Annotated in this window: 10 protein-coding genes; 8 read left to right on the top strand and 2 right to left on the bottom strand. The window is 59.4% G+C overall.

Features of this window, described 5'->3' with window-relative positions:
* Positions 1-87 precede the first annotated feature (87 nt).
* The 7 genes from MBTS_RS08835 (at position 88) to MBTS_RS08805 (ending at position 9,745) form a co-directional block, all read left to right on the top strand.
* Positions 88-840, top strand: a complete 753-nt coding sequence (locus MBTS_RS08835; RefSeq protein WP_192215439.1) for an IS6 family transposase — start codon at positions 88-90, stop codon at positions 838-840.
* A gap of 1,730 nt (positions 841-2,570) precedes the next feature.
* Positions 2,571-3,905, top strand: coding sequence for a polysaccharide deacetylase family protein (locus tag MBTS_RS24220; RefSeq protein WP_373321327.1), 1,335 nt, complete (start codon positions 2,571-2,573; stop codon positions 3,903-3,905).
* 1,495 nt (positions 3,906-5,400) lie between these two features.
* Positions 5,401-6,321, top strand: a complete 921-nt coding sequence (locus tag MBTS_RS08825) for a hypothetical protein (RefSeq protein ID WP_192215437.1) — start codon at positions 5,401-5,403, stop codon at positions 6,319-6,321.
* 164 nt (positions 6,322-6,485) lie between these two features.
* Positions 6,486-7,910 carry an exodeoxyribonuclease VII large subunit gene (locus tag MBTS_RS08820; RefSeq protein WP_192215436.1) on the top strand — a complete coding sequence of 475 codons (1,425 nt, stop codon included), beginning with the start codon at positions 6,486-6,488 and terminating at the stop codon, positions 7,908-7,910.
* Between the two features lie 24 nt (positions 7,911-7,934).
* Positions 7,935-8,126 (top strand): hypothetical protein, encoded by a 192-nt coding sequence (locus MBTS_RS08815; RefSeq protein ID WP_238254182.1) that lies wholly within the window; start codon positions 7,935-7,937, stop codon positions 8,124-8,126.
* A gap of 392 nt (positions 8,127-8,518) precedes the next feature.
* Entirely contained in the window at positions 8,519-9,187 is a 669-nt protein-coding gene (locus MBTS_RS08810; RefSeq protein ID WP_192215435.1) for a SprT-like domain-containing protein, read from the top strand.
* Between the two features lie 105 nt (positions 9,188-9,292).
* Positions 9,293-9,745, top strand: a complete 453-nt coding sequence (locus tag MBTS_RS08805; protein WP_192215434.1) for a hypothetical protein — start codon at positions 9,293-9,295, stop codon at positions 9,743-9,745.
* Positions 9,746-11,682: 1,937 nt separating this feature from the next.
* Here the strand turns inward: MBTS_RS08805 and MBTS_RS08800 are convergent.
* Positions 11,683-12,120 (bottom strand): hypothetical protein, encoded by a 438-nt coding sequence (locus MBTS_RS08800; protein WP_192215433.1) that lies wholly within the window; start codon positions 12,118-12,120, stop codon positions 11,683-11,685.
* A gap of 5 nt (positions 12,121-12,125) precedes the next feature.
* Positions 12,126-12,719 (bottom strand): recombinase family protein, encoded by a 594-nt coding sequence (locus MBTS_RS08795; RefSeq protein ID WP_192215432.1) that lies wholly within the window; start codon positions 12,717-12,719, stop codon positions 12,126-12,128.
* Between the two features lie 280 nt (positions 12,720-12,999).
* Between MBTS_RS08795 and MBTS_RS08790 the strand changes: the two genes are divergently transcribed.
* Entirely contained in the window at positions 13,000-13,233 is a 234-nt protein-coding gene (locus MBTS_RS08790) for a hypothetical protein (RefSeq protein WP_192215431.1), read from the top strand.
* Positions 13,234-13,239: the final 6 nt, after the last annotated feature.

Raw genomic sequence — 13,239 nt, 5'->3', positions numbered from 1 at the left:
GGGCCTGTCGCAAACGCGAACGTGCCTTCGTTTACGGATCGTTAGCCATCTCTGACCAGCTTGCCGCCTCCGCCCTGGAGCCGGCCCATGATCCTGTCCGCTATCGCCGCCAAGCTGAAGCAGCGTGCCAAGGCCGACTTCAAAGGCCGGCACTACGAGGCTCCCCTGATCGTGCAGGCCGTCTCTTGGTACCTGCGCTACCCGCTCAGCTACCGCGATATCGAGGAGCTGTTCCTAGAGCGCGGCTTAGAGGTCGATCACAGCACCCTGAACCGTTGGGTTCTGGCCTACGCGCCATTGATCGAGAAACGGCTACGCCAGTTCCGCCGGCCACACTGCGGCTCGGTCCGGATCGACGAAACGTACATAAAGGTCCGCGGTCAGTGGCGCTACCTCTACCGGGCCGTCGACAAGCACGGCAATCCGGTCGACTTTCTCCTCACCGCCAACCGGGATCTCGACGCCGCCAAGCGCTTCTTCCGCAAGATGCTGCAGGATCAGCCCCTCCTCGCCCCCGACCGGATCGGCACGGATGGCGCTGGCACGTATCCGCCGGCTATCATCGAGAGCCGGAAGGCAGGCCTGCTGCCACGCACGCCAATTCACTACGTCACCAAGCACCTCCAACAGGGGATCGAGAGCGACCACTTCCGGGTGAAGCGGTCGATGCCGCGGGTGGGCGGCTTCCGCTCGTTCAACACAGCACGGTGCACGATCAAAGGATTCGAAGCCATGCTCTGGCTGCGCAAGGGCTTCGGCTTCGCCGGCGCATGGACGGTGCGCGAGCAAAACCAGCTGCTCGCACTCTGCTTCGGGCTTCCCCAGGCGAACAAATGGTGAAAGCGGGACGGCAGGGGACGTTCCGCGCCTCAGATCAGAGTTTGCGACACGCCCGCATTCTCGGTGGCTAGGACGAGCAGGAGCAGAGTGTCGGAAATGGCGGGCCTCCCATGGATTAGCAGGCCGTGGGCGTCGCCGATGAGGGTTAGCGTTGACTTAACCACACCCGCCGGCCGACACTCAGGGTCTAGAAATACGAGGAAAACGACCAGCGGAAAGCCAAAAAGGGCTGCCGGGGGCCGGCGGTTGGCCTCGACCAGAGAGGCCTGAAAGGCATCGGCCCGTCAGGCAAAGCGCGTGAGGCCATGCAGTAACGACATAATGTTGTTCGACATGACGGACACCTCTCCGCTGTTGCTCAGTGCGATGACATGCGTCATCTCTGCGGAATGCGTGTTTCCCTGTCTCTCCTCGCCCTACTGGTCGCGCCTTGCTCAGCAAGGGCGGACATTAGCTTTCCACAAGCTATCCAAGGCACATGGGCAGAGTCATTGGACACCTGCGCCTTAGCAAAGAAAGGGGTCTTAGCGAGCAGTAGAGCCTGGGTTCGCATTGAAAAAAAACAGATTACGGGAACCTCAACTGGACGTGTGATCCGTGCAAAAGGTTTGAATTCAGCTGAATCAACAGATGAAACTAACAGCGAAATAAAAGTAGATTTTACCGTGGGGCGTGACGGATATCTATCTGAAACTATTGTAGGCGCCCGTGCCTCAATGAGGTATATCCGCTGTCGGTAGATATTTGATAATATTTATTGATGATTGATTTATGTCCTATGAATTATTGTTAAAAATGTTATTATAAATAGCATTCACATTTAAAAATATAGAATAATATTTTATTAGGTAGTTGCCTCAACGAGTACGAAACAATTTGGTCTTACAGGTCTGATGTACGCAGTTATAAATTCAAGGCGAACGATCCAACTGGCAACATTACTTGCTACGGTGAGATGCTAAGAATTTGAAACAGTATCGAATTTCCGTGAAAACAAGATTAGGGCTTCATCATGCTCGTGGCTACGCCGTTCCTTGCCTGCGGGGCTATCTGTGTCGTTTTATTCCCAGTTTTGGCCTATGCACAGGTAACGGATGCTACGAACAGTACCGTTACAAATACTAATGTAATCATAAATTTGAACACTCAGAACAACGCTATTGCAGTTAGCCCAACTTACCCTCCGATATTAAAAGAGGCTACACCGCCTTTGGGCTGGGACACTGCTCGAGGTGCTCGCCTCCGCTCTTTGTGGGAGCACAACGGTTCTGTCGTCGCTCTTGAGGCCGAGGGCAACCGACGCCGCTTCCGTTATCACCGCCCGCGCTCTGGCATGGAGGAGGCCGGTGCAGGCCCAGGCGCACTACTGTTCGAGGGACAGCGTGTGCGCGACACATACATTGGTACGGCCTATGTGTTTGCCGGCCCTTGTGGGAAGTATGGCTACCGTGTCAGCGGATACGTCCAGGGCGACAGGAGAGTCGTAGTCGATGGGTTAGCACCACGAATCGATCGACGCGACTGCCGCGTCATCGGCGAGCGGCCCGACGTTCTCTCGTTCGATCTCCTTTGAACGGTAGCAGTGAACCTTCCCTGAGGCGTCACGATCTGTCGCTGCGCAGATCTTGGTCGTGATGCTACCTGCTCGCCCTGACACGGATGACAACCTACGCCGTTCACGGGCTGATAAGATGCACGCATGCAAGGTTGCCTAACACACTCGTGGAACGGTGCCTTTCGTGCGACGCCTCTTAAACGCCCTGTACCTAGGCGCCACGATCCTAGCCTCGGCTATCCCCAGCGCTCACTCTGCGGCTGCGCAGAAGTGCGGACTGGACGCCTTAGGTACGTCACGGGTGCTGCCGGTTTCGATCACGGACGGTCCGGTAGGGCGCGTAGGCTATGGCCGCACCCTGCAGCTTGCACCCGGTGAGGTTGTGCTGACCTTCGACGATGGCCCACTACCGAGGCGAACTCCCGCTATCCTTGATGCTCTTCGCGAAGCCTGCGTGCGGGCTACCTTCTTCGTGGTAGGTACAATGGCGGCGGAGTATCCCCACCTGCTCCGTCAAACCGCTGCGGATGGGCACACGATTGCCACGCATACGTGGTCGCACCGTCTCCTAAACCGCGTTCGCAATGAGGCTGCTCGTCGCGACCAAATCAGCGGCGGTCTTGCTGCGGTCCGCAGTGTACTGGGCGACGAACATGCGGCATTTGCTCCCTTTTTCCGCTACCCCGGCCTCGGCCGAACGCCCGTCCTTGACGCCTACCTTGCCGCTCGGGGGCTCGTTCCGTTCGGTATAGACGTAGAGAGCGATGACTGGCGTCGCATCACGCCCGCAGAAGTCGTCGAGCGTGTGATGAGGCGCCTGGCTACGCATGGCCGAGGGATCGTCCTCCTCCACGATATTCAGTCCAAGACAGCGGCCATGCTTCCTACATTGCTGCATCGCTTGAAGACCGAAGGGTATCGTATTGTTCACGTAGTACCTGCGCCTGGTGAGACGCGCCTTGCCCTCAGGGCAAACGACGTCCCACAGGACCGGCGTATGCTGCTTGCTCTCAATAGGCTCGATGCGCGGATGGGTACCGTACGCTTGGCGGAGGCTGGAGTCGGCCCTACTCCGGTTGAAAAGCCCCTCAACGTCGCTACGGCACTTCAAACGCCACCTGTCCAAATTGCTTCCCTGAATACGGAAGCGTGGGCGTTGCGTTTGATCGACTCGAAATCTGAGATCCTGCAGGCGTCCGAGCTAGCTCCAGCAGATCGTCCTACTACACAACCCTCCGCAATCGCTCCGCCTTCCGCTCAAGCTTTCACTCCCCCCAGGCAAAGCGCTGCAGTATCGGCTGAGACGGCTGAAGCCGTCTCCATCAAAACAGCTCCTCCTCGCGCGGCAAATAGTCCTGCACTAGCTGAAAGCATGTACAAAGGTGCAAACAATCTACCAATTATAACAGTTTCAGACCGTGCTAGCATCACTGTGCGCAACGGCTTCGTCGTACTGGCGGTCGCTCCTGGAACTAAAACTGGCTTTACTGAGATCACCGTAAATCGTTAAGGCCGCAACGGATGGTTGTTCCGTACATGATAAACGCTGATTCGAGTGCTTAATGTCAATTAGTTATCCAAAGTTTACTATAGCGCTAGCCGTTTTGACTGCTATCTTGGCGCCGTTCACAGCTATGGCGGTGCCTGACACTGATCTACCTGACGGGTTGTGGGGGCGCAGTCCGCAAGCCTGTCGCGATGCTAGCAGCTCAGAACGCTTCGAAGTGCGTACAAAGATACGCAGTGACCGCTTCTTACGTACTGCCACCACGCTTTGTCGCATCACCGACGTTGCAGATACGGCAATCGGATACCGCTTAGCACTTGAATGCCGGAGGCTACCAGGGGAGGTAAACACCGAAGCTCCTGCATCTGCCCAGCAGATACTCGTCGAGGCAATTGGGCCTTTGACTATGCGGGCCGATGGTCGGCGTGTGTACCGCTGCAGTGAGAGCGCGAAGGATTCTGATCTAAATAAAGTAACGTCAATTACAAGAAATTTTGTGCAGGAGAAATCTGAAAACAGTGATGGCGAGAAGACCTCTTTGTACGTCGGGCGGTGGTACGCGAAATCACCCGCTGATTGTCATAACAGGACCGACGACCCTGAGCGCGTGCCGCTCCGGTTTTCTGCGGGGAAACTAGATTTCTACGAAACTCATTGCACGGTGCTCTCGACAGTTCGGCAGGGTGATCGCATCACGTTGCGGTCCGCGTGCATGTCCGAAGGCATTGCATCCAACGAAACCGTCACTGTGACGATCGCTGGCCCCGATAAGATACAGGTTGATGCCTACGGTGCCGCCGGCATACGGAATACACCCTATCGCCGCTGCGATGCACGGTAATCAAAACCAATAGAACCAGACCATGCCTAGCCTCGCTGGAAAGCGGCATGGCTTCGCATTTACGAGCTATCATCGCCCACGCCTCGCGAGGAGGCTCCAGAACCGTTGCGCGTCGAACGGCTGCGCCTGGCCGCCAATCGGACCCAGCATGTCGGGCATCGCCGGAGCCTGTTGCTCCGGTTGTGCGGCCGGAGCCCCGCCCATCGTCGAAGATCCAGCGCCCATGATCGCTTGTAGGGAACTCGCAGCACTGAACGAGTGAGTTGCCCGAGCTTCCGTTGGCATCTGCCTGGGTGTCACCGGCCCGGCCGTAGCTGACGCACTCGACACACCGAACTGACCTGAGGGGATGAGGCTGCGTCCGGCATCCGCACGCCGAGGTGTCCCGCGGCCATTCGCTCAAGTCGTGAACCGCCGGGGCCAACCCTGACGGGGGCCGCTCAAAAAACAATCGAAGAATAGACGAACATTTGCGCTCCTCCCCGCCTGCGCGGCCGGATCGCTGAAGATGAGGGAAACACAAGGACAAGGTTTGGGCGAAGGTGACTTCGTCGAAAACCCCGGAAGGAGGGGAACAACGGAACGCGGTTCTCGGACAGAGCCCGCGGGACGTCGGCGCGGCTCCTTCGATCCTTTCCTCAATAGAGAATCCACATCATGACATCACACAACGCGCCGCAGGGCGCGAGCGCCGTCGCACGCCTGATGGAGCCCACCGGTATTACGGTGCGCGCCGAGGTCAGCCGGCCCCGCCGCCACCGGGATGGCTGGCAGTTCGAGCTGAGCCCCCTCGATCGATCGCGGGCGGGACGGCTGAGCGCCTTTATGTCCGACGGCTTCACTCGTCAGATCGAAGACGCCTCCGGCATGCTTTTTCACGCCGAAGATCTCCTAGGGCAGCACGAGGTGATGTTGACGGTCAGCATGGATGCCCTGCTCGGGCTGACCGCGCGCATCATCGGCCTCGATCGCGGGATCCTGGTGGAGGCTTGGAACCGGCAGGATGCCGCCCTTGAGGCGGCGCTCATCGCGGAAGGGGTCTGGCAGGCCCAGCGCGCCCTGCCGAGGCCGCAACGGCTGCGCCGCGTGCTCCTGATAGAGCCGGACGCTGGCGCTGCCATAGGGGCGATCAGCGAGTCCCTGTCTCGATGGGCGGATCTCGGTCTGATCACTCTGATCCGCTGGCCGATCGCCTTTGAAGAACCGGGATCGCTCGAGGTACTCCACCAGACCATCGAGGCCGCGGCGGATCAGGTCGAGTGGGGTACCGCCGACGCACTGATCGTCGATCGCGGCCCGGGCTTCGCCTTCCGGGCTCTGTCGGACCCGGACCTCGTTCAACGGTTGTGCCGTTTTCCGGTGCCGATCCTGACGCTGCGGCGAGCCTACCCCAACCTTCTCGATCGGTTGGCCTGGCGCGCCTTTGAGACGACCGAAGCGATGGAGGCGGCCCTGACGGACATCCTTAGGGAGGAGGTCAGGGCTACCGGCCGCAAGCGCCTGGACGCGATCGCCTGTGAACTGGAACGGATCGCGGTCACCGCCGCCATGGCCCGATCGGGGGCCCTCTACGACTGAAAGCTTTCCCCCGGCTGCCGATAGCGGCAGCCGGATCCCATGATCGGGCCTCTGTCGCCCGCTCATGAGCCGATTGCGCGCATCCGCGCTGCGGGCAGCGCCGGGAACGGCGCCGCACCGCTTGTCCTCGCCACCTTCGATCATCCCTCACTTTGGAACTTAAAATGCGTCAGCACAAAATTCCCGGCTGGAGCAGCGCGCTCCCGGCTGCCTTGCCCCCTCAACCGTCTATTGAGGACGGCGGCAGCCAGCCAACCGCTAGGGAGCGTTCCGTCGCAACGGACGCCAGCGCCATTCCCCTGCAGCACCTCCTGGCCTCGTTACGCCAGCACGTCAGAGGGGACCACGTCGTTGATGCCAGCGTGCTGAGCGTCGAGGCCACGACGCGGGATGGCTTCGTGCTTCTCCTCGGCGAAGCCGAGCCGGCAAGCCGAAGCGAACCGCCCCGGCTCGAAGCTCACCTCAGCGAGGATCGGCGAGCTACCATCGAGGCCGAGCTCGGACGGCCCTTCGATCCTCTTCACCTGGCCAACCGCAAGGTCCAGGTGGGGCTACGAACCTCCTTGAAGCAGCGCTTCGGTCGTGGGGCGACGGTCCAGGCCAAAGTCATCGGCTTGTACGCAATCAGCGAATTTCCGATCGAGCTCGAGATCCAACGCGAGGAGGTGTTACGATGGCTTCGAGCCGATGGCGTGCGGTTCGGGCCTGCGACGTGGCGAGATCCCGAGGAGCTCCATCACGTCGCACTCATCGCTTCGGAGCACGGCGATGCTTTGCGCGACGTCGATCATGTGCTGAAGCCGCTCGAGGCGTCAGGGCTGATCGTGCTTCACCGGCTCAAGGCCAGCTTCGAAGGCCCGAGCGCGGAACGCTCCTTGGTGGCAGCCATGGCCGAGGCCGAGGCTCTCCACGTCGAACACGGCTTGTCCGCTACCCTCGTGGCGCGAGGCGGAGGCCCTGCCTCGTCCTTCTCACCCCTGAACGCCTGGGCGACGGCCGCGGCGGCGCGGCGCCTTCCGAACCTCGTTGTCGGCGTCGGCCATGCCGCAACGCCGCGAACCGTTCTCGACGACGTGGCGGGACGCTCTGTGCCAACGCCAACCGCAGCAGCCATGCTGATCCGCGATCTTCTCCGCGGCACGGCGCTACGGGCCGAACAGGCCCTCGCTGCCCTCGAGGAGGCTATGCGTGAAGACATCCAGGCAGAGGCACGCAGAGCGCTCGCACGGGTGATGGCCGGGTTTGACGAGGCCGTTCGTATTTGCGTGAGCAACGCCGAACAGCAGCTTCTGAAGGTCGGTCTGACAGTCGAGCGCAGTCTGCTAGCCTCCATCGCTTCTCGTAGCAGTGTGATGGTCGCATCCGACATGACGGCCGGGGGCGTGGGCGACGAGCCTCCTTTGGACTTCGACGAAGCTCATGACCCCCTCACAGAGGCAGCCCTGGCGATTGTGATCGAGGCCGAGACAGGCCGCATCATACAGTCGGCGGCAGATGCACGTCGCGTCAATCGCCTCATCCTGCAGTTCACCGACGGCCTTGTGGGCGTCGGCGTCTGCAACCAGTCGACATCGAACACGGCCCACTGACCCCTTCTTTCAAAGGACCTTCACATGATGAACGACACATCGAACACCCCCATCCCCTTCCTCGAGGCCCTTCGTCGGATCGAGGCTTTGACCCTGCGCATCCAACGTGAGCGGCTCGCCGCCTTTGAGACTGTCGAAGAAACTTATGCCGAGATGCAGAGCCTACGCCTTGTCCTGGTCGCCCGGGTCGCCGCGCTGCGCAGTGCGACGGGCTGAGCCCGTATTCCTGGGACGTCCTCGAACCGTATCAGGATCGAACGGTGACTGCCGGAACGGTCCATGATGGGCTGTTCCAGCTCTACGACGAACTTCACCACGCGGGGAGAGCGTCCCACGGTCGATCTATCGACCACCGGGATCGCATTACTTCATAGGCGTCGATAGGACCGGACCGGGAGGATCCGGTCCATCCCGCATCAGCACCGATCAAAATCCCAGGATGTACCGGGGTACGACACGACGCTTGGATCCAGGCTCCTGGGCGCCCAAATTGCTCTGCTGTGACGAACGCTGGTCTTGCCATCAGTCATGCCGGGTGGGGGTGATTTGTTTCGTACGAAACACCATCTGAGAGATAAGATTGGTTAGAGCGTATTGTTTCGTACGACATGATCGATGTGCTGACGGATCCGACCACGCGCACTTATTCCGGTCTCACGGAAGCCTACGATTTTTTCAACGAGCGCCTGTTCTCGGCCAAGCTGCCGCCGTGCCTGATAACTATGCAGCGGAAAAGTAAGGCCTACGGCTACTTCGCTGGCCGCCGCTTCAGCACGCGCAGCGGTGAGGAGGTCACCGACGAGATCGCACTGAACCCGAGTCATTTCGCCGGCCGCACCACCGAAGAAACGCTCTCGACGCTCGTCCACGAAATGGTCCATCTCGAGCAGCACCATTTCGGGGCGCCTTCCCGCACGGGCTACCATAATTTTCAGTGGGCTTGCCTGATGAAGGAGGTCGGTCTGATTCCGTCAGCGACCGGCGAACCCGGTGGCAAAGAGACTGGACAGCAGGTCAGTCACTACATCGAGCCGGGGGGGTATTTTTCGGTCGCGTGCTCTGAACTCATTAACGAGAGGGGCTTCGTGTTGCCCTATGTGGAGCTTTGGGAGGAGACCGAGCGCGAAACGCGGGCAAGGAAGGCTTCGAGCAAGACGAAATACACTTGCCCGGAATGCGGGGTGAATGCGTGGGCCAAGCCCATGACCGAGCTCGACTGCGGTTCGTGCCATTTATCGATGCAGGCCGCGGGCACGACGGAGAGGGAGAGAAGTTGAGCGAAGGCGGGGCACGCCAGCGATCGACCCGCTTGGGCTCAGACCGAGGGGTTCACTCTACGTCGTAAAATTATCTCGTCCGAGATCCTGGGCTGCGCCGGCTTGGTGAGTGCTCTCACCGCCAGTGAAAATCCAAAAACCATTTTTCACACACCAGCCCGCCAGTTCAAACTGCTCGCTCGCTTCGTGCGAAAACCTGGATTGCGGATCACCCAGCTGAGGGAGGTGACCGTCCTCACCACCAGTGCAATATCCGAACTCCATTTTTCACAAGCTGGTCCTCCCGTTCAAACCGCCTGCTCGTCTCATACTGAAAGCGGGAATGTGGAGTGCCGAGATCTGGCGGGTGCAATCGTCCTGACCGCACGTGAAAAACTCGAAATCCATTTTTCACAAACCGGTCGGTCGGTTCGAACTGACCGCTGGGGACAGAGCGCTGTGCTGGTTTCCCATGAACGCGCTTTTCAAAACCGTGCGCCATTTTTCCAGTCCCGGACTTCTGAGCCTGCTCCAAAGGCAAAGCTTGCTCGCCCGACGCTCCCAGCGGCACAGACTTGACCGCAGGCCCTAGGCGCCTCGCCCCGCCGCTGGCCCGTGCAGTCCCTCCAACTGCATCAGAACACAGACCTGTTTTTCGCGCGATCTGCCTGTGCTTGGATCCTAGCCCGAGGATCAAGCCTCGGCGCCCCAGTGAAAAATTGATCCGGTCCGTATTTCACCGGCCGAACCACAGCTGTGAAATTATAGAGGCACCAATTTTTCACTGATCCGAAGGCCGGCCGGGTGATCAGACTGCAAAATCCATCACGGCGATTTTTCACACTCTGGATCTGCCCCAGTGCAAATTGCAGAGAGCCCATTTTTCACACCGTCTTTTGCCCCTTTGCGACTGTGTGAAATCGATCTGCGCGATTTTTCACTCGGCTCGTTCGGGATTGCTGAGATATTTCCCCGTCCTATTTTTCACTGGGTCACTCGCCCCCCGGGAGGGCACCAATTCTTCACACCGATCTTACCCCCAGGCAGGGGAGCGTCTCGGTCGGTGTAAGCGCAGGGGGGGTAATTTTTACAATCGTCCACGACACAAGGTAAGGCATTGAATTTTCTTGTTTTAATGAAGCGTTAGGTCCGGGTATGAGCACTCATACAAACCCCAAGAGAGCCCGGATCAGGGTAGGGGCAGCAAGCGATTTCGCGGCTTGAAACAGCGCTTTCCGGGAACTGCTGTGTCCCACGGATCCGGGTGAGAAACCGCCCGTAAGAACGGCTCCCCAAAAGATCCCAGAATACCCACGATCCGACGATCCTGGCCTCGCTAGCTCAATGGCTCAATTCCTCAAACGTTATGCACCCTGCGGGCTCATAACGTTTGGCGGCTCTGGCTAGCCGATTTCGGTTACAGTCCCAGCCTCCCTGGCCGAACAATTGGGCGTTCCCAATTCGGTTCGACGTATCACCCCTGCCAGGGCTCACTGCAGCTCGATCGGTTGGTCAGGCCTTCGCCTTCCGGCCCTGGCTGGGTCAGGGGATCAAGCTGCCACTTCGGATCCCCTTTTTCATGGATGCGGACCAAGCGCGCATTATCACGGATCGATTTTTTCACATCGTTCCCGATCCCCGGCCACGCGAAATACAGGTCGGCTATTTTTCACTCTGAGTTTTGCGGTCGACCGGGATATCGGCTCGCCCCGTTTTTTCACTCAAGCGCCCCATCGCATGACGCCAAGAACCCATTTTTACATTGATCCAAGCGGACCGGAAGAACGCCCCAGAACATCCCAAAAGACCCAGGATCCGACGGCCCTGGCCTTGCGAGCTCGATGGCTCAATTCCCCAGTTTTTGTGCACCTACGGGCGCGACAAAAACCGGCGGCTCTCATGAGCCGATTTTGAACCGCTCCGGGAAACCTGGGGCGGTTCAGACAGATTTGGGTGCTTTGGCCGTTAGGCGAGAGCTGCGCTGAAAAGATCGAGTTGCCTCGATATGACTGCCGGTCGGGTCCTTCGGCCTCCATGCCCACGCTTGGCCGCCGTCAAATCGGGAAGCGGGATATTCGGCTTTCCGTGCAAAACAGCACCAACGATCTGACACCCGTCTCCATGGTGGAACACGTACAGGGTATGAGGTCCCGCGCGCAGGATCTCTTGTACCAGCGGTGTCTTTGCGGGGATCGCCTGCAACGCTCTAAGGGACTCGGCCAGCCCCGTGAACTGGATGTCCGTAGCTCGAAACTCGAGACCGCGCGTGCCCCAAACCTGTCGCAAAACAGCTGTGCAGGTGTTCGAGAACGGCGCGTCCAGAACCCTCGTCGCCTCATCCTGGACGAAGCGTGCCATCAACGCCCGAGCCTCGATATGCGGGGCACTCAGGAGTGATGCTGCCAACTGACGCTTCGTAATCGGCATCGACGTTCCAATCAGTTTTTCATCCGATGTGACGCCAAGCTCGACAGACCCCGACGGCAAGCAACTTGAAGTGCGAAAGCGAAGGGACCTCAGTGTGTTGGCTGGTAGGGGCCGCGAAACAGGTCGCCGGAGGCCCTGCGCCGGAACAGCGTGCGCCATCGGCGCCGCTGATGCTCGGGCCGGTCGTGGATCATATGGCAGCGTTGGCAGAAGGCAGCGAGGTTCTGGTCCGCGTTGTTGCTGGTGTCGTGATTGCGATGCGCGGTGGCGAGCACGACACGGGTCGTGCGCAGACGGCCAATCAGTTCATCGAGTTCGGGCAGTACCACGAGCGCCTTACCGCGCCCGTCACGCCATGTTCCCGTGTCAGCATCCCACCAACGGCCGTCACCGAGGTGATGGATGACGCGGCCATGCGGCCGGCCACACCCCTCGCACCAGCCGCCGGCGCGTCCAAACCGGATCACGGCCGAGAGTTGGGGCCAGTCGATCGGATAGAAGAACCGGTGTTCGCGTCGGATCGGCATCAAGCTCAGGCCTCCCTGACCGCGGCTGCGGCCTGACTGCGGGCCCGCGCCTGGGGGAAGTAACTGTAGAACGTGTCGCGGCTGACACCGAGCCGCTTGGCAATGGCCGCGATTGAGATGGTCCCGGAGTGCAGAAGCGCGCGGCCGACCTCGAGATCGGCGTCGGTGAGCTTCTTGGGTCGGCCACCTTTGCGACCGCGCGCCAGTGCCGCTTTCAGTCCTTCCATCGTCCGCTCGCGGTTGAGGTCGAGGAAGTACTCTGCCATGGCCCCGTGCATCTGCAGGGCGAAGCGACCGTGGGCGGTGTCGCTGTCGAACTGCTCGGTCAGGCTGCGGAAGTGGATCTTCTTCGTGCGAAGGCCGTCGATCGTACGCATCATTTCGACGAGCGAGCGGCCGAGCCGATCGAGCTTCCAAACCACCAGCACGTCCGTGGGCCGCAGATAGGCGAGGGCGGCGTCGAACTCAGGTCGCTTGGTGCCGGCTTTCCCTGACTTCTTCTCCTCGAACAGACGTTCGCAACCAGCCTTGGTCAGCGCATCGCGCTGCAGGTCCAGGTTTTGGTCGAGGGTGGAGACGCGGGCATATCCGACGAGCATGTCAGGATAGTGATTCAGATGCGTTTATCTGACAATAGAAAACCAGTCATATTTTCCCGACATAAGCGGGGCTGTTTCGACCTGCTTCGAAGGCGCAGCCATCGCATGTCGGGAAAACGGTCGTTTTCCTGACATTTTTTAGAATACGAACTTGTCCGTAGTTGGGCCGGAGGAGGCCTCGTGTCGAAGATACTTCGGTGCTCAGCTAGGAATGCGACGCTTTCGCGATCTGCGCGTACGTCAAAGCTGTCTGACCCATTCTCAAGCACGGAGTGCTAGCATGAACCCTAACGACATCGTGCTAGTCATCCTCCTTAGACATGACCGGGTAACAGAAGTAAACTTCTCGATTCCGGTCAGCTTTCACTGTTCCAACAAAGTGACTGTCATCATTCCGAAGGCGAACGGAAATTTATTATTTATATTATTATATAACATATTAGATTTAGAGCGCCTAACAGAACCGTTTGATCTGGTTGAGGGTGATGAGGCTGGCCGCGAAGGCTCTGGATGAGCCGGA

Origin of the sequence: Methylobacterium bullatum, assembly GCF_014845095.1 — a bacterium.
GTDB lineage: Bacteria > Pseudomonadota > Alphaproteobacteria > Rhizobiales > Beijerinckiaceae > Methylobacterium > Methylobacterium bullatum.
Note: the sequence above shows the minus strand (reverse complement) of the source record. Positions and strands in the feature narration are given on the sequence as shown.